We start from the raw sequence: 20,992 nt of genomic DNA on the forward strand, positions 1-20,992 counted from the left end.
CGGTCAGGCGCCCTTCTCGAACACGCCATAGAACACCAGCAGCGCGGTGACCGCGATCCAGGCGATCGTGATCGGGATGAAGACCTTCCAGCCCAGCCGCATGATCTGGTCGTAGCGGTAGCGCGGGAAGCTGGCGCGGAACCAGATGTAGGCGCTGGCGAAGAAGAACACCTTCAGCAGGGTCCAAGGCCAGCCACCCTTCCAGAGCCAGTCGATCCACGGCGACACATCGCCGGTGACCCAGCCCTGGATCGGGCTCAGCCAGCCACCCAGGAAGAAGATCGTGATCAGGAAGCTGACCAGGATCATGTTGGCGTACTCGGCCAGGAAGAACAGCGCGAACGCCGAGCCCGAGTACTCGACCATGTGGCCGGCCACGATCTCCGACTCACCCTCGACCACGTCGAACGGCGCGCGGTTGGTCTCGGCCACGCCGGACACCCAGTAGACGACGAACAGCGGCAGCAGCGGCAGCCAGAACCATTCCAGGAAGCCCGAGTTGCCGGCCTGGGCCATGACGATGTCGGTCAGGTTCAGGCTGCCGGCGGCGATCAGCACGCCGACCAGGGCGAAGCCCATCGCGATCTCGTAGCTGACCACCTGCGCGGCCGAGCGCATCGCACCCAGGAACGCGTACTTGGAGTTCGAGGCCCAGCCCGCGATGATCACGCCGTACACGCCCAGCGAGGTCATCGCCAGCAGGTACAACAGGCCGGCATTGGCGTTGGACAGCACCAGCTTGTAGTCGAGCGGGACCACGGCCCAGGCCGCGAACGCCGGCGCCAGCACGATCAGCGGCGCCAGGATGTACATCGTCCTGTGCGCGTTCGCCGGCCGGATGACTTCCTTGAACAGCAGCTTGAAGACGTCGGCGAACGCCTGGAAGATGCCCATGCCCACGTACATCGGCCCGTGGCGCACGTGCATCCAGCCGATCAGCTTGCGCTCCCAGACCACGTAGAACGCCACCGCGATGATCACCGGCATGGCGATGGTCAGGATCTTCAGCACGATCCACAGTGCCGGGCCCAGCTCGCCGAGCGCATGGAACCATTCGCGCAGCGGGCCAACCGCCTGGATCAGCAACTCGTTCATGCCTTCACCACCTCGACCCGGCCCGCGCCCAGCGGCGCGGTGGCTCCGTGGCCGCCTTCGATCCATGCCACGCCCGCGGCGACCCCCGCATCCATCGCCACCGGCAGCGTCGCCGTGCCGTGTGCGCCCTTGACCTTGGCGACCGTTCCGTCGGCCAGGCCGGCGGCGGCGGCGGCGGCCGGGTTGAGCACCAGGCGCGCCTCGCGATTGAGCGGATGCGCCTGCAACGCCGGCGCACGGCGCACCACGGCGTCGGTGCGGTAGATCGCCGGCACCAGCGCGAGCTCCAAACCGGCGCCCGCCAGCCCTGCGCCATCCGCGCTGCCGGCCTGTCCGGCCCTGACCTGGACCTTGCGGCCGCCTTCCAGCAGCGCGCGCGCGCCGGCCAGGTCGGTGAACTCGAAGCCCGGCAGGCCCAGTTCGCCGCCGAGTGCGCGCAGTACCCGCCAGCCCTCGCGGGCCTGGCCGGGCAGCTTGCCGCCAGCGCGTGCCGGCTGCTCGACGCCGTCGAGGTTGGTCAGCGTGGCCTCGACCTCGGGCAGCGCACCGATCGGCAGGATCACGTCGGCGACCGCGCGGGTGGATTCGCAGGCGAAGTGGCTGAAGGCCACGACCTGCGCGCCGTTCAACGCCTTCAGCGCCGCGGCGGTGTCGGCGAAGTCCAGGCCCGGCTCGATTCCGTACAGGACGTAGGCACTACGCGGCTGGGCGATCATCGCGGCGACGTCGCGGGCAGCCGGCAGCACCCCGGCGCGCGCCAGGCCGACGGCATTGGCACCCTGCGGAATGCGGCACAGCGAGGCCCCGGTGGCCGCGGCGAAGTCGCGCGCGGCAGCGCGGATCGTGGCCGCCTGCGGATGGTTCTCGGCGATCGCGCCAACGATGACCACCGCGCGGGTGGCGGCCTTGGCGGCATCGCGCAGGGCGGCATCGCCCAGCGCCTCGGCCAGGCGCGACGGCGGCACGATCTGCTTGCCGGCGAGGCTGAAGGCGAAGTCGAAGTCGACCGGGTTGAGCGCATGGATGCGCGCGTTGCGCTTGACCTGCGCCTGGCGCAGGCGTGCATGCAGCAGCGGCAGCTCGTGGCGCACGTGGGTGCCGACCAGCACGACCACGTCGGCCTGCTCGATCTCGGCCAGCGGCAGCGCGAACGGCTCGGCCACGGCGGCGTCGGAGAAGTCGCGGTTGCCGATGCGGTGGTCGAGGTTGCCGCTGCCCAGTTCGCCGGCCAGCACGGCCAGCAGGCCGCCTTCCTCGTTGGAGGTGGCCGGATGGGCGAGCACGCCCAGCGCGTCGCCCTTGTGCGCGCGCAGGATCTCGCCCGCCGCGGCCAGTGCCTCGGTCCAGCTCACCTCGCGCCACTGCCCATCCACCTTGCGCATCGGCACGGTGGCACGGTCGGCCGCGTACAGGCCCTGGTGCGAATAGCGGTCGCGGTCGGACAGCCAGCACTCGTTTACCGCTTCGTTGTCGCGCGGCACGGTGCGCAACACTTCGCCGCGGCGCACGTGCAGGTAGAGGTTGGAGCCCATCGGGTCGTGGTAGCCCAGCGACTCCCTGGCCACCAGCTCCCAAGGCCGCGCGCGGAACTGGAACACCTTGTTGGTCAGCGCACCCACCGGGCACACGTCCACGACATTGCCCGACAGCTCGGTGGTCAGCGGCTTGCCGTCGTAGGTGCCGATCTGCAGGTTCTCGCCGCGGTACATGCCGCCCAGCTCGTACGTGCCCGCGATCTCGCCGGTGAAGCGGACGCAGCGGGTGCACTGGATGCAGCGGGTCATCTCGGTGGCGACCAGCGGGCCGATGTCCTCGTCGGGCACCACGCGCTTGCGCTCGACGTAGCGGCTGACCGAACGGCCATAGCCGAGCGAGACGTCCTGCAGTTCGCACTCGCCGCCCTGGTCGCAGATCGGGCAGTCGAGCGGGTGGTTGATCAGCAGGAACTCCATCACGTTCCGCTGGGCCTTGAGCGCCTTCTCGTTGCGGGTGAAGACCTTCAGGCCGTCCATCACCGGGGTGGCGCAGGCTGGCGACGGCTTGGGCGCGGAGCGCCCGCCGACCTCGGTGTCGACCAGGCACATGCGGCAGTTGGCCGCCACGGCCAGCTTGTCGTGGTAGCAGAAGCGCGGGATGGGGATGCCGGCCTTGTCGGCGGCATGGATGATCATTGACCCCTTGGGCGCGGCCAGCTCGACCCCGTCGATGAAGACGGTGACGTGGTCGGGCGGCAGGTTCGGGTTCACCGGCTGCGCACTCACGCGGCCACCTCCAGCTTGCTGCGCACCACGGTGCCGTCGCGCTCGTCGTCGACCAGGAAGCGCTTGTTGACGATCGCGTACTCGAACTCGTGCCAGAAATGGCGCAGGAAGCCCTGCACCGGCCAGGCGGCGGCCTCGCCGAACGCGCAGATGGTGTGGCCTTCAATCTGGCCGGCCGCCGCGCGCAGTGTGTGCAGGTCTTCCAGGGTGGCCTTGTGCTCGGCCACGCGGGTCAGCATGCGGTACATCCAGCCGGTGCCTTCGCGGCACGGCGTGCACTGGCCGCAGCTTTCCTTGAAGTAGAAGCGGGCGATGCGCTGGCAGGCACGCACCATGCAGGTCGTCTCGTCCATCACCACGACCGCGCCCGAGCCCAGGCCGGAGCCGGCCTTCTGGATCGCGTCGTAGTCCATGGTCAGCCCCATCATCACCTCGCCCGGCAGCACCGGCATCGAGGAACCGCCCGGGATCACCGCCTTGATCTTCCTGCCTTCGCGCATGCCGCCGCACAGTTCCAGCAGTTCGGCGAACGGGGTGCCCAGGCGGATCTCATGGTTGCCCGGCCTGGCGACATGGCCGGAGACCGAGAAGATCTTGCAGCCGCCGTTGTTGGGCTTGCCCAGGTTCATGAACCACTCGGCGCCGTTGCGCACGATCGCAGGCACCGAGGCGTAGGTCTCGGTGTTGTTGATCGTGGTCGGCTTGCCGTACAGGCCGAAGTTGGCCGGGAACGGCGGCTTGAAGCGCGGCTGGCCCTTCTTGCCTTCCAGCGACTCCATCAGCGCGGTCTCTTCACCGCAGATGTAGGCGCCCGCGCCCAGCGCGTTGTACAGGTCGATGTCAACGCCCGAGCCGAGGATGTCCTTGCCCAGCCAGCCGTTGGCGTAGGCCTCGGCGGTGGCTTCCTCGAGGTGCTCGAACGGCTCGTGGTGGAACTCGCCGCGCAGGTAGTTGTAGCCCACGGTGGAACCGGTGGCGTAGCAGGCGATCGCCATACCCTCGATCACCGCGTGCGGGTTGTAGCGCAGGATGTCGCGGTCCTTGGCCGTGCCCGGCTCGGACTCGTCGGAGTTGCAGAGGATGTACTTCTGCATGTCGCCCTTGGGCATGAAGCTCCACTTCAGGCCGGTCGGGAAGCCCGCGCCGCCACGGCCGCGCAGGCCCGACTGCTTGACCATCTCGATCACGTCGGCCGGCGGGATCTTCTCGGTCAGGATCCGCCGCAGCGCCTGGTAGCCGCCGGTCTTCAGGTAGTTCTCGTACGACCACGGCTTGTCGAAGTGCAGGGTCGTATAGACCGCCTGGTGCTCCTTCGGCGCCGGGCCGACCGGGCCGTAGCCCTCGGAAATCTTGGTGTGGTGCGCCATCTGCCGTGGCCTCACTTCAGTCCGTCGAGCAGCTCGTCCACCTTCTCGGGGGTGAGCTTCTCGTGGTAATGGCCGTTGATCACGACCACCGGGGCGCCGCAGCACGCGGCCACGCACTCTTCCTCGCGCTTGAGGTAGACGCGGCCGTCGGCGGTCGATTCGCCCAGCTTGCAGCCCAGCTTCTTCTCGGCGTGGGCGACCAGGCCCTCGGCGCCGTTGAGCCAGCAGCTGATGTTGGTACAGAAGGCCACGTTGTTCCGGCCGACCTTCTCGACCTCGAACATCGAATAGAACGTGGCGACCTCGTAGGCCCAGACCGGCGGCAGGTCGAGGTAGCGGGCCACGCCGGCGATCAGCTCGTCGGTGAGCCAGCCGCCGTTCTGCTCCTGGGCGGCGTGCAACCCCTGCAGCACCGCCGACCGCTTGCGGTCCGGCGGGAACTTGGTCAGCCAGTGGTCGATGTGCGCGCGCGTGTCGTCGCTCAGGACGACCATCGGGTCGACGTGGCGCGCGTTCTCGAAGTTACCGGTGGCCTTCATCGATCCACCTCACCGAATACAAGGTCATAAGTACCGATCATGGCGACGACGTCGGCCAGCATGTGGCCGCGCACGATCTCGTCCATCGAGGACAGGTGCGCGAAGCCGGGGGCGCGCAGGTGCACGCGGAACGGCTTGTTGGCGCCGTCGGAAACCAGGTAGCAGCCGAACTCGCCCTTGGGCGCCTCGACCGCGGCGTAGGTCTCGCCGGCCGGCACGCAGTAGCCCTCGGAGAACAGCTTGAAGTGGTGGATCAGCGCTTCCATGTCGTCCTTCATCTCCTCGCGCTTGGGAGGGGCGACCTTGAAGTTCTGGACCATGACCGGGCCGGGGTTGGCCTTCAGCCACTCCACGCACTGGGCGATGATGCGGTTGGACTGGCGCATCTCGGCGACCCGGACCAGGTAACGGTCGTAGCAGTCGCCGTGGGTGCCGAGCGGAATGTCGAAATCGACGCTGTCGTACTTGGCGTAGGGCTGCTTCTTGCGCAGGTCCCAGGCGATGCCCGAACCGCGCAGCATCACGCCGGTCATCGACCAGGCCTTGGCCTGCTCCGGGCTGATCACGCCGATGCCGACGGTGCGCTGCTTCCAGATGCGGTTGTCGGTCAACAGCGTCTCGTACTCGTCCACGCGCTTGGGGAACTCGCGGGTGAAGTGCTCGACGTAGTCCAGCATCGTGCCCTCGCGGGCCTCGTTGAAGCGCTTGAGCTTGGCGCCCTGGTGCCAGGGCGATTCCTTGTACTTGGGCATGCGGTCGGGCAGGTCGCGGTAGACGCCGCCGGGCCGGTAGTAGGTCGCGTGCATGCGCGCGCCGCTGACCGCCTCGTACACGTCCATCAACTCTTCGCGCTCGCGGAACGCGTACAGGAACACCGCCATCGCGCCCAGGTCCAGCGCGTTGGAGCCCAGCCACATCAGGTGGTTCAGGATCCGGGTGATCTCGTCGAACATCGTGCGGATGTACTGGGCGCGCTCGGGAGCCTCGATTCCCATCAGGGCCTCGATCGCGCGCACGTAGGCGTGCTCGTTGCACATCATCGAGCAGTAGTCCAGGCGGTCCATGTAACCGATCGACTGGTTGAATGGCTTGGACTCGGCCAGCTTCTCGGTGCCGCGGTGGAGCAGGCCCACGTGCGGGTCGGCGCGGACGATGGTCTCGCCGTCCATCTCCAGGATCAGGCGCAGCACGCCATGCGCGGCCGGGTGCTGCGGGCCGAAGTTCATGGTGTAGTTGCGGATTTCCTGCCTGGCTTCGCCGGCATTGCTCGCGAACGCCGCGCCGGCCTGGTGGATGGTGGTGTCAGGCGTCATCTGTGCGCTCACTTGGCGGCCTCCCGCTGGGCGGCTTCGCCGGCGGCGGTCTGGTAGCGGGCGTCGTCGCGGATCACGCGCGGCACGCCCACGCGCGGCTCGACCGAGGTGACCGGCTCGTAGACCACGCGCTTGCGCTCTTCGTCGTAGCGCACCTCGACGTTGCCGATCAGCGGGAAGTCCTTGCGGAACGGATGGCCGACGAAGCCGTAGTCGGTGAGGATCCGGCGCAGGTCCGGATGGCCTTCGAAGACGATGCCGTACAGGTCGAACGCCTCGCGCTCGAACCAGTTGGCGCCCGGCCAGATGCCGGTGACCGAGGCCACCATCGGCAGCGCGTCGTCGGGCGCGAAGCCGCGGACGCGGACGCGCTGGTTGTTGGCGTAGGAAATCAGGTGCAGGACCGCGGCGAAGCGACGCTGCGGCGCCTCGATGGGAGTGATCGCGCCGCCGTCTTCCTGGCTGGGGCGCTCGCCCCAGCCGAAGCGGCCCGTGCCCTTGCCTTCCACGCCACGGCTGAAGCCGCCCGAGGAGACGCCGTCGGTGTCCCACTCGTCGCTGCCGTAACCCAGGTAGTCGATGCCGCTGACCGCGGTCAGCTGTTCGAAGCCGAATTCGTCGCGCAGCGCCTGGCACAGCGGCAGCCATTCATGGCCGGCGGTCTCCAGGGTGATCTCGCCACGGGGTTCGGCCACGGTCACCACCGCGTCCGCGAAGCGGTCGCGCAGTCGTTGGGCGAAGGAGGCTGCTGGCTCGGCCATGGGGCTTGGCGTATTCCAAAGAAGGGCGTGGGGTTCAGCGGTCTATCGTGTTGGCCTGCCTGGCGACGGTCTGCGTGCGCCAGATCTTCTTCTGCAACTGCAGGATGCCGTAGACCAGCGCCTCGGCCGTCGGCGGGCAGCCGGGCACGTAGACGTCGACCGGCACGATGCGGTCGCAGCCACGGACCACCGAGTAGGAATAGTGGTAGTAGCCGCCGCCGTTGGCGCAGCTGCCCATCGAGATGACCCACTTCGGGTCGGGCATCTGGTCGTAGACCTTGCGCAGCGCCGGGGCCATCTTGTTGACCAGGGTGCCGGCCACGATCATCACGTCGGACTGTCGCGGCGACGGGCGGAAAACCACCCCGTACCGGTCCAGGTCCAGGCGCGCCGCGCCGGCGTGCATCATCTCCACCGCGCAGCAGGCCAGGCCGAAGGTCATCGGCCACATCGAGCCAGTGCGGGCCCAGTTCACCAGGGCGTCGACGCTGGTGGTGACGTAGCCCTTCTCCAGCAGCGGGTTGTCGCCCTCGGGACGCAGGATGTCGTCCACCCGCCCTTCCGGGATCGGGTTGGTCATCAGGCGGTCGAGGGTCTGGATCACTCCCATTCGAGCGCTCCCTTCTTCCAGACGTAGATGAAGCCGAGGAAGAGCATCCCCACGAACAGGCCCATGGTGACCAGCGCGCGCGGTCCCAGCTCCTGGAACACGAGGGTCCACGGCACGATGAAGATGATTTCCAGGTCGAAGACGATGAACTGGATCGCGATGAGGTAGTAGCGCACGTCGAACTTCATGCGCGCGTCCTCGAACGCCTCGAAGCCGCACTCGTAGGGCGACAGCTTCTGCGCATCCGGGCGGCGCGGCCCGAGCACGTGGCCGACGATGATCAGCGCGACGCCGATACCGGTGGCCACGATCAGGAACAACAGGGTCGGCAGGTATTGGGCCAGCACGTGCGGTTCTCTCTTGCCTCTGCCCGGCAGGCCGGGCTTGGGTCAGTTTCCGCGAAGGCCGCGGAGCGCCTGTTGCGTCGTCGCCGCCGGGTGACCGGCGATGCCGCGGACGGGCGCATGTGCCGGTGTCCGCTGCGATTGTGCACAGCAGCGGAATTGTAGCGGCTGCGCGGCTCGGTAGTAAACGCTTGCACGTTGCCGCAGTGCGGCGAATCCAAAGAAAAAGCCCGCTGCGAGCGGGCCTTGTTCTTGTACCGCGATCCGTCGCGCTCGGCGCGGCGGCTTTCACATGGTGCCCAAGAGGGGACTCGAACCCCTACGACCTAAGTCGCTACCACCTCAAGGTAGTGCGTCTACCAATTCCGCCACCTGGGCATAAAACCGTGCGCCGGACCAGCGGCGCGGCGCATTGTACGCCTTACTGCGCCGGCGGAGCAGCCTCCGGCTGCGGCGCGGGCACCGTCCCGGCGTCGACCGGGGCGTTCTCGACCGGCGGCGCGACCGCGGGCACCTCGGTCGCGGCCGGCGCCGGCGGCGGCACCGGCATCTCGCCCGGGGCCGGGGCACCCTGCACCGGCGCGACCGGCTCGCCCATCAGGCCCAGGCTCTGCTGCGCCACCGGGCGGGCGCTGTGGCTGGCGTACCAGGCCATGAACAGGCTGATCCCGAAGAACACCACGGCCAGCCACTTGGTGCTCTTGGACAGGAAATTGGACGCGCCACGGGCGCCGAACACCGTGCCCGAGGCACCGGCGCCAAACCCGGAGCCGGCGGCGGCGCCGGCGCCGCGCTGGAGCAGGATCAGCGCGATCATGGCGATCGCCACCAGCACGTACACCACGTTGAGGATCAGCATCAGCATTCTTGTCGTCTCGACTTGCTCGTCTCGCCCCGGGGCCTAGGCGGCCGACCGGGCAATGGCCAGGAAATCCGCGGCCACCAGCGAGGCGCCGCCGATCAGCCCGCCGTCTACGTCCGGCTGCGCGAAGAGCGCGCCGGCGTTGTCGGGCTTCACGCTGCCACCGTAGAGGATCGGCAGGGAATCGGCGATTCTAGCATCGTGCCCGGCGATCTGGCGACGGATGAAGGCGTGCATGGCCTGGGCCTGCTCGGGGGTGGCGGTCCGGCCGGTACCGATCGCCCAGACCGGCTCGTAGGCCACGACCGCACTGGCGAACCCCGCCACCCCGACCAGGTCCAGGACCGGCTGCAGCTGGGCGGCGATCACCGCCTCGGCCTCGCCCGCATCCCGCTGCGCCAGCCCCTCGCCCATGCACAGCACCGGTTTCAGCCCGGCATTGAGGGCCGCGCGGAACTTCAGCGCGACCAGCTCGCTGCTTTCGTGGTGGTACTGGCGCCGCTCCGAATGCCCGCACAGGCCGTACCGCGCACCGACGTCGACCAGCATCGAGGCGGAGACCTCGCCGGTATACGCCCCTTGCTCGTTGCTGCTCACGTCCTGGGCGCCGAAGGCCAGCGGCGTGCCCTCGAAGTCCTCGATCAGGTCGCCCAGGTAGGGCAGCGGCGGCAGGACCACCAGCTCGACCCCCGGCACCGGCGCGGCCCCGGCGATCTGGCCGACCAGCGACGTGGCGAACGCACGCGACCCGTGAAGCTTCCAGTTGCCCGCGACGATCCTGCGACGCATGCCCTTCCCCGCATAGCCTGTATTGCCGGAAAGGATACCGCGCGGTACGGATGTCCTGCGCGCTGACAACGCAGGACACCGGTCGGGCAGCCCCGGCCCGGCGCTACTTGAGCTTGATCTCGCGCAGCCGCTCCTCGAGGTAGCCCTGCGCGGTTATCGGCTCGGGGTAACGGCTCGGGTTGTCCGCGGTGACCGTGGACGGCAGCACGTCGATCACGAAGTCCGGGTTCGGGTGCAGGAAGAACGGCACCGAGTAGCGCGGCTTGCGCGCCTGTTCGGCCGGCGGGTTGACCACGCGATGGGTGGTCGACGGATACACGTGGTTGGTCAGGCGCTGCAGCATGTCGCCGATGTTGACCACGATGGTGTCGGCGTCGGCGGTGAACGGCACCCACTCGCCCTTGCGCGACAGCACTTCCAGGCCCGAGGCGCTGGCCCCGACCAGCAGCGTGATCAGGTTGATGTCCTCATGCGCGCCGGCGCGCACGTTGGGGATGTCGTCGGCGGTGATCGGCGGATAGTGGATCGGGCGCAGGATCGAGTTGCCCGAGTCGGTCTTGTCGGCGAACCAGTGCTCGGGCAGGCCGATGTGCAGGGCCAGCGCGGAAAGCACGCGCGAACCGAGCTGGTCCAGCGCCCGGTACAGGCCATAGCCGTGCGCGCGGAAGCCCTCGACCTCTTCCGGCCACAGGTTCGGCGGCATCACCGCCCGGTACTTCGAATCGTCCGGGATCTCGCGGCCGATGTGCCAGAACTCCTTGAGGTCGAAGTGCTTGGCACCCTTGGCGGTTTCCACGCCGAACGGGGTATAGCCGCGCGCGCCGCCACCGCCGGGGACGTGATACTTCATCTTCACCGCTTCGGGCAGCGCGAAGAAACGCTTGAACACGTCGTAGGCCGCGTCGATGTCGGCCTGCGGGATGCCGTGGTTGCGGATGCCGGCGAAGCCCCACTCGCGGTACGCGGCGCCCAGCTCGGCGATGAAAGCCTCGCGGTCGGCGGCGCTGGCCGGCGCCGTGAAGCGGGTGATGTCGAGGGTGGGGATGCGTGCAGACATGGTGCGTGCTCCGGTGATCGTCCGCGGCGATTCGACCACGCCGCGGTTCGGGTGTCCTTGATCCTGCGCAGGCGGCCTGGTCAGGCCGCCGCGGCCTCGCGCACGGCGGCGGCCAGGCGGTCCAGGGTGTCCTGCATCAGCAGTGCGTCGTCGGCTTCCACCGTCACCCGCACCACCGGCTCGGTGCCGGACGGACGCAGGAACGCACGTCCCCTGCCCTGCACCGCCGCCTGCGCGCCCTCCAGCGCACCGCGAACGCCGTCGGCTTCCACAATGGCCTTGGCCGAGGCACCTTCCAGGCGCACGTTGATGGTCCTCTGCGGCACCGCGGACAGCCCGTCCAGCGCCTCGCGCAGGCTGCGGCCACTGCGCCGCAGCACGTCCAGCACCTGCAACGCGCTGACGATCGCATCGCCGGTGGTGGCCCGGTCCAGGCACAGCAGGTGGCCGGAGGCCTCGCCGCCGAGCACGCCATCGTTCTCGACCAGCGCCTGGTGGACATAGCGGTCGCCGACCCTGGCCCGCTGGAACGGGATGCCGGCCTGGGCCAGCGCCTTCTCCAGTCCGTAGTTCGTCATCAGCGTGCCGACCACCGGTCCGCGCAGGCGCCCGCTTGCCTGCCAGGCCCGCGCCAGTACGTACAGCAGGCCGTCGCCGTCGACCGGGTTGCCCAGATCGTCGGCCATCAGCACCCGGTCGCCGTCGCCGTCGAAGGCGATGCCCAGGTCGGCACCGGTTTCGCGCACCTTGGCGGCGAGGTTGTCGACATGCATCGAGCCGACGCCGGCATTGATGTTGAGTCCGTCCGGCGAAGCACCGATCGCGGTGACCTCGGCGCCCAGCTCGCGGAACAGCAGCGGAGCGATGTGGTACGTGGCGCCATGCGCGCAGTCGATCACGACCTTCAGCCCGCGCAGGTCGAAGCCGCGCGGCACCGACGCCTTGCAGAATTCGATGTAGCGGCCGACCGCGTCGCGCGCGCGCACCGCCTTGCCCAGTTGCTCCGAGCCGACGGTGGTGAACTGGCCGTCCAGCGCCGCCTCGATCGCCAGCTCGGTGGCGTCGTCCAGCTTCTCGCCCTCGGCCGAGAAGAACTTGATGCCGTTGTCGTAGTGCGGGTTGTGCGAGGCGCTGATGACGATGCCGGCGTCCGCGCCCAGGGTGCGGGTCAGGAATGCGACCGCCGGGGTCGGCATCGGCCCCAGCAGCTGCACGTCTACACCGGCGGCGACCAGGCCGGCCTCCAGCGCCGCCTCGAACATGTAGCCGGAAATGCGGGTGTCCTTGCCGATCACCACCGTGCGCCGGACCGGCTGGCCCGCAGCCAGCACGCGGCCCAGCGCGTTGCCCAGGCGCAGGACGAAGTCGGCGGAGATCACGCCCTCGCCGACCCGGCCGCGAATGCCGTCGGTACCGAAGTAGCGGCGCGCACTGCTCATGCCGCGTCCAGGGTGTCGCTGTCTTCCGGCTGCGGCTGGCGCATCATCATCGCCAGCAGCCCTGCCAGGCGGTCGCGCAGTTCGCGGCGATCGCAGATCTGGTCGATGGCGCCGTGCTCGAGCAGGAATTCCGAACGCTGGAAGCCCTCGGGAAGCTTCTCGCGCACGGTCTGCTCGATCACCCGCGGGCCGGCGAAGCCGATCAGCGCCTCGGGCTCGGCGATGTTCAGGTCGCCGAGCATCGCGAACGAGGCCGAGACGCCGCCGGTGGTCGGATGGGTCAGCACCGAGATGTACGGCAGCCCGGCCGCGCGCAGCTTGCCCAGCGCCGCGGAGGTCTTGGCCATCTGCATCAGCGAGAACAGGCTCTCCTGCATGCGCGCGCCGCCGCTGGCGGAGAAATTGACGAACGGGGAGCCGATCTCCAGCGCCTTCTCCGCGGCCAGGGTGAACTTCTCGCCCACCACCGAGCCCATCGAGCCGCCCATGTAGGCGAAGTCGAACGAGCTGGCGACCAGCGGCCGGCCCTTGAGCAGGCCCTGCATCGCCACCAGCGCGTCGTACTCGCCGGTGGCCTTCTGGGTGGACTTGATCCGCTCGGCGTAGCGCTTGGAATCCTTGAACTTGAGCACGTCGGTCGGCGCCAGGGTCGCGGCGATCTCGGTGGTGCTGCCCGGGTCGAACAGCGAGGCCAGGCGGGCGCGGGCCCGGATCGGCATGTGGAAGTCGCACTTCGGGCAGACCTCCAGGTTCTCCTCCAGCTCCGGCCGGTACAGCACCGCGCCGCAGCGGTCGCACTTCTCCCACAAGCCTTCGGGCACGGAGCGCTTGCGGTTGGCGGCGTTGTCGGTGCGGATGCCGGAGGGCATCAATTTGCTGAGCCAGCTCATTCGAAAGGGTGTGTTCCGTTCAGGGGCCGTCGCCGGCCGGAAAAGGGCGACAGTCTAGCTCACGCGCCCCGCGCCGGTGCCTGCCGCGACCGCATCCGTACTGGCTCGTATGGTACGCTCGCACGCCCTCCGCCCCGTCGTCCCGTGATGAAGCCTTCGATCCTGCGCCACGGCATGAACCTGTGGCCGCCTTTCCTGTTCGCCGGCATCCACGTGGCGGCGATCTCGCCGGACTGGCGGCACGCGCGGGTCGAGCTGAGGATGCGACCGTGGAACCGCAACTACGTGGGCACCCACTTCGGCGGCAGCCTGTTCGCGATGACCGACCCGTTCTGGATGCTGCTGCTGATGCGGTTGCTGGGCCGGGAGTACTACGTCTGGGACCAGTCCGGCGCGATCGACTTCCTCAAGCCCGGCCGCGGCACGGTATCCGCCCGCTTCGACATCGACGACGCGGTCCTGGCGGAGATCCGCCAGGCCACGGCGGGCGGCGCCAAATACCTGCACTGGTTCGAGAACGAGGTCGTCGATGCCGGCGGCGAGGTCGTCGCCCGGGTACGCAAGCAGGTCTACGTGCGCCGCAAGCCGGACCGCCGACCCGCTCAGGGCGACACGCCAGCCGATTGAAGCCGACTGCCCGGCAGCGGCACCGACCAGGTGCCGTCGTGGCCGTGGGTTCCGGACCGGGGCTTCTCGTACAGCGCCGTGCCGAGGGTGCCGGTCGCCAGGTCCAGCCGCAGCGGCCGCTCCGGGCTGCGCAGCGGTGCCGGCGCCCGCGCCAGCGCGGCCTCGTCGATCGGCCCGTCGAGCCCGCGCAGCCACAGCAGCGCCGCCGTGGTCCGCAGGCGCGCGCCGGCGTCCTGCAGGCGCACGCCGTAATCCGCATAGGCGGGCTGGGCGATGTCCGCGAGGATGCACCCGACCGGGTTGGAGGCGCAGCGCAGCGACCACAGCGAAGGCGGCGGCGTCTGGTCCGCCAGTGGCCGGTCCGCGGCGACCAGCGCGCGGGCCTGGTCGCCGCAGTACCAGGCGAAGGTCGGCGCCATCCGCGCGGCGGTGCGTTCGGGATCGAACAGCAGGCGCGTGCCCCAGGCGGGCACGTCGTGGCCGGACGCCTCCGCGGCGATCTGCCCGGTGACCTGGGTACGCATGCCGCCGATGGAAAAACGCCCCTCGCCCAGCATGACGCGACACACGCCCTGCTCCAGCGCCAGCGGGCGCGCCACGGCCTCGGAGCATTGCGCCGGCAGCGGATGCTGGCGTGGCAGTTCGGCCAGCATCTCGGCCAGCAAGGTCGCGTGGCCCTGGACCAGGGCCGCGCCGATCATGCTGGCGATCAGCGAATCGCCCGACTCGATCATGCGCCGGCCCAGCGCCACGCCGTCGCAGGTACCGGCAAGCGCTGCGTCCAGCTCGCCGCGGGCGAAGCGCCAGGCGTTGCGCGTGGGCAGGTGGGTGAGCGACTGGTAGGCCGGGATCGGCATGTCCAGGCGCGCCGCGAACGGGTTGCGGAAATAGTCGTACCCGGCCAGCGCCGAGGAGCGCTCGAGCTGGACCGCATGGCGTTCGATCAGGCCAGCGTAGGCCTCGGGCGCCGCGCGCACCCGCTCGATGCAGCCTGGCTCGCGCAGCGGGCACCATGGCGGAACGCCCGCCTGCGGCGGGTCCAGCCGCGGCCAATCGTCCAGTACGCTGCGCCAGCCCGGCGCGGTGGCACCTTCCTCCATCGACAGCGGCGGAGAGGCGGCGAAACGCCGCACGTCTTCGGCCAGCACGCGCGCCTGGTCGGATGCGGGAACGTCGTGGCCGACGCTGTAGAGCGCTGCGAAGCCGTCGCGCCCGTCCGGAAGCTGCGGCGGCGCATCGACCAGCGCCAGCGCCGCGGACTCGGCCCGGGTAGGACCCATCGCCCGCGAAAGCGCATACACCGCCAGCACGAACATGGCCAGGGCGACGACGCCCGCGGCCAGCCACTTCAGGATCCGGACCATGCTTCCCCCTTTCGGCGCTCCCCGCCGGCCCGCAGCATAACCGCCGCCGGCGCTACAATCGCGCCATGTCCCCCGACCCCCACGCGCCGCAGCGCGCCTCGCTGCAAGGGCTGTTCTTCACCGGCCTGCTGACCCTGCTGCCGATCTGGCTGACCTGGGTCGTGATCAAGTTCGTCTTCGTCATGCTGTCGAGCATCAGCGCGCCATGGGTGGTGCCGCTGTCGGAAAACATCGCCGATTCCTTCCCCGACTACATGGGCTGGGGCAAGGCACTGTGGGTGCAGAACACCATCGCCATGGCCGCCACCGTGCTGGTGATCCTGGGCGTGGGCGTGCTGGCGCGACGCATGGTCGGCCAGCGCCTGCTGGTCTGGTTCGAGGCGGTCATGGCCCGGGTACCCCTGGCCAACCTGGTCTACACCAGCGTGCGCAAGCTGCTGGACATCCTGCAGACCAAGCCCGGCAGCACCCAGCGCGTGGTCCTGGTCGACTTCCCGCACCGGGAAATGAAGGCCATCGGCCTGGTCACCCGCGTGCTGAAGGAGGAAGGCACCGGCCGCGAACTGGCCGCGGTCTACGTGCCGACCACGCCCAACCCGACGTCCGGCTACCTGGAGGTGGTGCCGGTGGAACTGCTGACGCCGACCGACTGGACCGTCGACCAGGCCATGGGCTTCATCATCTCCGGTGGCGCGGTGGCCCCGGAAACCATGCCCTTCACCCGCGCGGGCGAGCGGTAGGGCGGGCTCGCCCCGCTGCCCACGGCCATGACCACCGCACCCGCACCGGATGCCACGGCGGCCGCGCCCACCACCATGGCCGCGCGCCTGCTCGACGACCGCGCGGTCCGGCTGTACATCGGCCTCGCCGCGTTCTTCTGCGTCAACGCGGCGCTGGCGGAGTTCATCGGGGTCAAGATCTTCGCCCTCGAGGACACCCTGGGGGTGGCGCCGCTGGAGTGGAACCTGTTCGGCCAGAGCGGGTCGCTGAATTTCACCGCCGGCACCCTGCTGTGGCCGGTGGTGTTCATCATGACCGACACCATCAACGAGTTCTTCGGCCGGCGCGGGGTGAGGTTCATCTCCTGGCTGGCGGTAGGGTTGATCGCCTACGGCTTCCTGTTCGCCTTCGCCGCGATCGAGCTGGCGCCGGCCGGCTGGTGGCGCGGCGCGGCGCAGGCGCAGGGCGTGCCGGACTACCAGGCGGCATTCGCGGTGGTGTTCGGCCAGGGACTGTGGACCATCGCCGGTTCGATGGTCGCCTTCCTGCTGGGGCAGATGATCGACGTGGTGGTGTTCCACCGCATCCGCCGCGCCACCGGCGAGCGCTGGGTGTGGCTTCGCGCCACCGGCTCCACCGCGGTATCGCAGCTGGTCGACAGCTTCGTGGTGATCTGGATCGCGTTCGTGCTCGGGCCGCAGAAATGGCCGACCTCGCTGTTCCTGGCGGTCAGCACGCTCAACTACGCATGGAAGATGCTGGCGGCCATCGCCCTGATCCCGCTGCTGTACCTGATGCGCCGCTGGATCACGCGCTACCTGGGCGCCGCGCGTGCGCGCGAACTGCGCGAGCAGGCCGCAAGCTGACGCTGCTGTGACCGGCCACGCTGGCCTGCGTCGGCTGGATGCGGCACTCTCGGTGTCTTCACGTCCACGGAAGTCACCCATGACCCGGTTCCCGCTGCGCTGGCTCGCCGCCTTGCCCCTCGCCTTCGTCCTGCTGGCTCCCGCGCCGGCCGATGCGGCGAAGAAGAAGAAGGCGCGACCGGCAGCGGCGGCCAAGGCTGCGCCGGCGAAGAGTGCCGAGACCAAGGCCGGGCAGCTGCAGCGTCTCTACGCCGAGTACTGGGACGCCTCGCTCGCGATCAACCCGTTGCAGGCCACTTTCCAGGGCGACCCGCGCTGGAACGACCAGCTGCCCAACTACCTTTCGCCCGACTTCCGCAAGCAGAGCCACGACTTCACCGCACAGTGGCTGGCCAAGGTCGAGGCGGTCGGCGAGGAAGGCCTGGAAGGCCAGGACCTGCTCAGCTACCGGATCTTCGTGCGCAATGCACGCGACGCGCTGGAGGGCGAGCGCTTCCCCGGCTGGATGCAGCCGGTCAACCAGTTCAACAATCCGGCCACGCTGATGGCGATGCTCGGTTCGGGCACCAGCGCCCAGCCGTTCCAAACGGTCAAGGACTACGAGAACTGGCTCAAGCGCGCCGGCCAGGTGCCGGCCCTGTTCGAGCAGGCGATCGCCAACATGGAGCAGGGCATGGCCGCCGGGGTGGTCCAGCCCCGCCCGCTGATGGAGAAGGTGCTGCCGCAGCTGGATGCACTGATCAAGCCGACCGCGGAAGAGACCCTGTTCTGGAACCCGGTCCGGAACATGCCGGCCGGGTTCTCCGACGCCGATCGCCAGCGCCTGGCTGCCGAGTACAAGTGGACGATCGAGAACCGGCTGCTGCCGTCCTACCGTCGCCTGCGCGGCTTCATCGCCACCCGGTACCTGCCGGCCACCCGCGCCAGCGCCGGCATGGCCGCCCTGCCCGATGGCGCGGCCTGGTACGCCTACAACGCCCGGCAGAGCACCACCACCGACCTGACGCCAGAGCAGATCCACCAGATCGGGCTGGACGAGGTCGCGCGAATCCACGGCCAGATCCGCGAGGTGATGAAGCAGGTCAAGTTCCGCGGCAACATGCAGAAGTTCTTCCGCTTCATGCAGCAGGATCCGCGCTTCCAGTTCGGGAACGAGGACGCGTTGCTGGCCTACTACCGCGGCCTGGAGTCGAAGGTGATGGCCAGGGTGCCGCAGCAGTTCTCGCTGCTGCCCAAGGCCGGCTTCGAGATCCGGCCGGTGGAACCCTACCGCGCGCAGTCGGCCGCCGGCGGCTCGTACATGCGGCCCAGCGAGGACGGCAGCCGGCCGGGCGTGTTCTACGTCAACACCTACGACCTGCCCTCGCGCAAGACCTGGGACGCCGAAGACCTGTTCCTGCACGAGGCCATCCCCGGCCACCACTTCCAGCTCGCGCTGCAGCAGGAACTGGCAGGCCTGCCCGCGTTCCGCCGCTTCGGCGGGGAGACCGCGTTCACCGAAGGCTGGGGCCTGTACGCCGAGTCGCTCGGCCGCGACCTGGGCCTCTACCAGGATCCGTACTCCTATTTCGGCTACCTGCAGAACGAGCTGTGGCGCGCGATCCGCCTGGTCGTCGATACCGGCCTGCACGCCAAGGGCTGGACACGCGAACAGGTGATCAAGTACATGCTCGACAACTCGGCCACCAGCCAGGTCGAGGCGGTCGCCGAGACCGAGCGCTACATGGCCATCCCCGGGCAGGCGCTGGCATACAAGATCGGTGAACTCAAGATCATGGAACTGCGGCGCAGGGCGCAGGCCGCGCTGGGTCCGCGTTTCGACGTGCGCGCCTTCCACGCCGAGGTGCTCAAGGACGGCTCGGTGCCGCTCGACGTGCTGGAGGCCAAGCTCGATGCCTGGATCGCGAGCCAGCAGGGAGCGGCGGCGGCGGCCGCGGCAGGTTAACCTCGACGACGGCGCCGCTGGCGCGCTCCAGGGGGATTGCATGCACGGCTTCCTGCCGTTCCTGACCATCGCGGTGCTCGCAGGCACGCCCACGTCCGCGCCCGGCGCGCACGCCGGCGCGGCCGCGGCCGTCGATGCGCTGCTGCGCGACTACGACGGCGACGTGCCCGGCGCATCGGTGCTGGTGCTGCACGACGGGCAGGCCGTGGTGCGCCGCGGCCATGGCCTGTCCGACCTGGAACAGGGCATCGAGGCCGGGCCGCGGACCAACTACCGCCTGGCATCGATCACCAAGCAGTTCACCGCGGCGGCGATCCTGCTGCTGGCCGAGGACGGCCTCCTGTCGATCGACGATCCGGTACGTCGCTGGTTGCCCGAACTGCCGGCGGCCACCGAGGCGGTGACCCTGCGCCAGCTGCTCAGCCACACCTCCGGCCTGGTCGACTACGAGGACCACATAGCGGATGGTTTCGAAGGCCAGTTGCACGACGCCGACGTGCTCTCGATCCTGGCCGGCCAGGATCGGACCTATTTTCCGCCCGGCAGCGGCTACCGCTACAGCAACAGCGGCTATGCCCTGCTGGCACTGGTGGTGGAACGCGCCTCCGGGATGGACTTCGCCCGCTTCCTCGGCGCGCGCATCTTCCGGCCGCTCGGCATGGCCGACACCGTCGCCCACCGCGAAGGCCAGGACACCGTCGCCCATCGCGCCTGGGGCTACAGCCGGATCGACGGGCGCTGGATCCGCACCGATCAGAGCCAGACCAGCGCCGTGCTCGGCGACGGCGGCATCTACTCGTCGATCGACGACCTGGCCCGGTGGGATGCGGCGCTGTACGACGACCGCCTGCTGCGGCCCGATTCGCTGGCGCTGATGTTCGCGCCGGCCACGGCCACCGACGAGCCCGGCGTGCCGCACTATGGATTCGGCTGGCGGCTCGACGGCGACAGCAACTGGCACAGCGGCGAAAGCATCGGCTTCCGCAACGTGATCCTGCGCTGGCCGCGCGAGCGCCTGACCGTCATCGTCCTCACCAACCGCGACGACCCGGAGCCCTACGCGCTGGCGCAGGCCATCGCCCGCCTGTTCCGGCCGGGGCAAGCGCCGTGAGGCGGTTCCGCACCCTCCCGCCCCATCGCCAGCCGCCTTGCCGGGCGGACCGTTCTCAGGCCATGACTTTCCACCAATAGCCGACCCGTGCCGGACCCGGCAGGATCCGGCCGACATCAATGGAGGATGTACCGCATGCTCGAGATCCGCTCGCTGTCCAAGACCTACGCCAACGGCGTGCAGGCACTCAAGGACGTCAACCTGGACATCCCGCGCGGCATGTTCGGCCTGCTCGGCCCCAACGGCGCCGGCAAATCCACGCTCATGCGGACCATCGCCACGCTGCAGGACGCCGACAGCGGCAGCATCTCGCTGGACGGGCTCGACGTGCTGAAGGACAAGACCGAAGCGCGGCGCCGGCTCGGCTACCTGCCCCAGGAATTCGGCGTGTACCCCAAGGTGTCCGCCGAAGCCATGCTCGACCACTTCGCCGTGCTCAAGGGCGTGACTGCGCGCAAGGAGCGCAAGGACCTGGTCCAGGCGCTGCTGCAGCAGGTGAACCTGTGGAACGTGCGCAAGCGCAAGCTGGGCACCTTCTCCGGCGGCATGCGCCAGCGCTTCGGCATCGCCCAGGCGCTGATCGGCCAGCCGTCGCTGATCATCGTCGACGAGCCCACCGCCGGCCTGGATCCGGAGGAGCGCAACCGCTTCCTCAACCTGCTGGCCGAGATCGGCGAGAACACCGTGGTGATCCTGTCCACCCACATCGTCGAGGACGTGACCGACCTGTGCCCGCGCATGGCGATCATCGCTTCCGGCCAGGTGCGGCTGGCCGGCGAGCCGCGCGAGGCGATCCGCTCGCTGGACGGCCGGATCTGGCGCAAGCGCGTGGACAAGGCCGAGCTGCCCGGCCTGGTGGAGTCACAGGCCGTGCTGTCCACCCGCCTGGTCGGGGGCCAGCCGGTGGTGCACGTGCTGGCCGATGCCGACCCGGGCGAAGGTTTCGCCGCGGTACCGGCCAACCTGGAGGACGTGTACTTCGGCGAGCTGCGCAAGGTCGCGCTGGCCGCCGCCCCGGCGCAGGGGGCCTGA

20 protein-coding genes and 1 tRNA gene are annotated in these 20,992 nt (G+C 69.4%); 6 read left to right on the forward strand and 15 right to left on the reverse strand.

Features of this window, described 5'->3' with window-relative positions:
* Window positions 1-3: 3 nt before the first annotated feature.
* The 14 genes from nuoH to accD form a co-directional block, all read right to left on the reverse strand.
* Entirely contained in the window at window positions 4-1,095 is a 1,092-nt protein-coding gene (nuoH, locus tag ABKA19_RS11225; protein ID WP_353688967.1) for an NADH-quinone oxidoreductase subunit NuoH, read from the reverse strand.
* The gene (gene nuoG / locus ABKA19_RS11230; protein ID WP_353688968.1) at window positions 1,092-3,356 is read right to left on the reverse strand and encodes an NADH-quinone oxidoreductase subunit NuoG; all 2,265 of its coding nucleotides are present in this window, start codon (window positions 3,354-3,356) and stop codon (window positions 1,092-1,094) included. Before nuoG ends, nuoH begins: the two co-directional genes overlap by 4 nt.
* Entirely contained in the window at window positions 3,353-4,723 is a 1,371-nt protein-coding gene (nuoF, locus tag ABKA19_RS11235) for an NADH-quinone oxidoreductase subunit NuoF (RefSeq protein WP_162377974.1), read from the reverse strand. The genes nuoG and nuoF overlap by 4 nt, the downstream gene beginning before the upstream one ends.
* An 11-nt stretch (window positions 4,724-4,734) precedes the next feature.
* Complete coding sequence (gene nuoE / locus ABKA19_RS11240) at window positions 4,735-5,262, reverse strand: NADH-quinone oxidoreductase subunit NuoE (protein WP_162377973.1); 528 nt, start codon at window positions 5,260-5,262, stop codon at window positions 4,735-4,737.
* On the reverse strand, window positions 5,259-6,575 hold the full coding sequence (locus ABKA19_RS11245) for an NADH-quinone oxidoreductase subunit D (protein WP_353689012.1): 1,317 nt from the start codon (window positions 6,573-6,575) through the stop codon (window positions 5,259-5,261). The genes nuoE and ABKA19_RS11245 overlap by 4 nt, the downstream gene beginning before the upstream one ends.
* Before the next feature lie 8 nt (window positions 6,576-6,583).
* Window positions 6,584-7,336: an NADH-quinone oxidoreductase subunit C gene (locus tag ABKA19_RS11250; RefSeq protein WP_162377972.1), complete on the reverse strand. Its 753-nt coding sequence runs from the start codon at window positions 7,334-7,336 to the stop codon at window positions 6,584-6,586.
* A 34-nt stretch (window positions 7,337-7,370) separates the two neighbouring features.
* Window positions 7,371-7,946: a NuoB/complex I 20 kDa subunit family protein gene (locus ABKA19_RS11255; protein ID WP_162377971.1), complete on the reverse strand. Its 576-nt coding sequence runs from the start codon at window positions 7,944-7,946 to the stop codon at window positions 7,371-7,373.
* On the reverse strand, window positions 7,937-8,293 hold the full coding sequence (locus ABKA19_RS11260; protein ID WP_162377970.1) for an NADH-quinone oxidoreductase subunit A: 357 nt from the start codon (window positions 8,291-8,293) through the stop codon (window positions 7,937-7,939). The genes ABKA19_RS11255 and ABKA19_RS11260 overlap by 10 nt, the downstream gene beginning before the upstream one ends.
* Window positions 8,294-8,583: 290 nt before the next feature.
* Window positions 8,584-8,668: transfer RNA gene (locus ABKA19_RS11265), tRNA-Leu, on the reverse strand.
* Between the two features lie 43 nt (window positions 8,669-8,711).
* Window positions 8,712-9,155: a preprotein translocase subunit SecG gene (gene secG, locus ABKA19_RS11270; RefSeq protein WP_353688969.1), complete on the reverse strand. Its 444-nt coding sequence runs from the start codon at window positions 9,153-9,155 to the stop codon at window positions 8,712-8,714.
* Between the two features lie 36 nt (window positions 9,156-9,191).
* Entirely contained in the window at window positions 9,192-9,941 is a 750-nt protein-coding gene (tpiA, locus tag ABKA19_RS11275) for a triose-phosphate isomerase (protein WP_353688970.1), read from the reverse strand.
* A gap of 103 nt (window positions 9,942-10,044) precedes the next feature.
* Entirely contained in the window at window positions 10,045-10,998 is a 954-nt protein-coding gene (locus ABKA19_RS11280) for an isopenicillin N synthase family dioxygenase (RefSeq protein WP_353688971.1), read from the reverse strand.
* Between the two features lie 80 nt (window positions 10,999-11,078).
* Entirely contained in the window at window positions 11,079-12,437 is a 1,359-nt protein-coding gene (gene glmM, locus ABKA19_RS11285) for a phosphoglucosamine mutase (protein WP_162377966.1), read from the reverse strand.
* Window positions 12,434-13,327, reverse strand: coding sequence for an acetyl-CoA carboxylase, carboxyltransferase subunit beta (gene accD / locus ABKA19_RS11290; protein ID WP_353688972.1), 894 nt, complete (start codon window positions 13,325-13,327; stop codon window positions 12,434-12,436). Before accD ends, glmM begins: the two co-directional genes overlap by 4 nt.
* A 147-nt stretch (window positions 13,328-13,474) precedes the next feature.
* On the opposite strand from accD, the gene ABKA19_RS11295 reads away from it, so the two are divergent.
* The gene (locus tag ABKA19_RS11295) at window positions 13,475-13,954 is read left to right on the forward strand and encodes a DUF4442 domain-containing protein (RefSeq protein WP_162377964.1); all 480 of its coding nucleotides are present in this window, start codon (window positions 13,475-13,477) and stop codon (window positions 13,952-13,954) included.
* Here ABKA19_RS11295 and ABKA19_RS11300 read toward each other — a convergent pair.
* A complete protein-coding gene (locus ABKA19_RS11300; protein WP_353688973.1) occupies window positions 13,930-15,318 on the reverse strand; it encodes a hypothetical protein in 1,389 nt (462 codons plus the stop codon). The genes ABKA19_RS11295 and ABKA19_RS11300 overlap by 25 nt on opposite strands.
* A gap of 65 nt (window positions 15,319-15,383) precedes the next feature.
* Between ABKA19_RS11300 and ABKA19_RS11305 the strand changes: the two genes are divergently transcribed.
* The 5 genes from ABKA19_RS11305 (at window position 15,384) to ABKA19_RS11325 (ending at window position 20,992) form a co-directional block, all read left to right on the forward strand.
* Window positions 15,384-16,058, forward strand: a complete 675-nt coding sequence (locus tag ABKA19_RS11305) for a DUF502 domain-containing protein (RefSeq protein ID WP_162377962.1) — start codon at window positions 15,384-15,386, stop codon at window positions 16,056-16,058.
* Between the two features lie 75 nt (window positions 16,059-16,133).
* Window positions 16,134-16,904, forward strand: coding sequence for a queuosine precursor transporter (locus ABKA19_RS11310; protein WP_353689013.1), 771 nt, complete (start codon window positions 16,134-16,136; stop codon window positions 16,902-16,904).
* A 79-nt stretch (window positions 16,905-16,983) separates the two neighbouring features.
* A complete protein-coding gene (locus tag ABKA19_RS11315) occupies window positions 16,984-18,849 on the forward strand; it encodes a DUF885 domain-containing protein (RefSeq protein WP_502945770.1) in 1,866 nt (621 codons plus the stop codon).
* Window positions 18,850-18,889: 40 nt separating this feature from the next.
* On the forward strand, window positions 18,890-19,960 hold the full coding sequence (locus ABKA19_RS11320) for a serine hydrolase domain-containing protein (protein ID WP_353688974.1): 1,071 nt from the start codon (window positions 18,890-18,892) through the stop codon (window positions 19,958-19,960).
* 135 nt (window positions 19,961-20,095) lie between these two features.
* Window positions 20,096-20,992 carry an ABC transporter ATP-binding protein gene (locus ABKA19_RS11325; RefSeq protein WP_162377959.1) on the forward strand — a complete coding sequence of 299 codons (897 nt, stop codon included), beginning with the start codon at window positions 20,096-20,098 and terminating at the stop codon, window positions 20,990-20,992.

Origin of the sequence: Pseudoxanthomonas sp. Soil82, assembly GCF_040446535.1 — a bacterium.
GTDB classification, from domain to species: Bacteria; Pseudomonadota; Gammaproteobacteria; order Xanthomonadales; family Xanthomonadaceae; genus Pseudoxanthomonas; species Pseudoxanthomonas kaohsiungensis.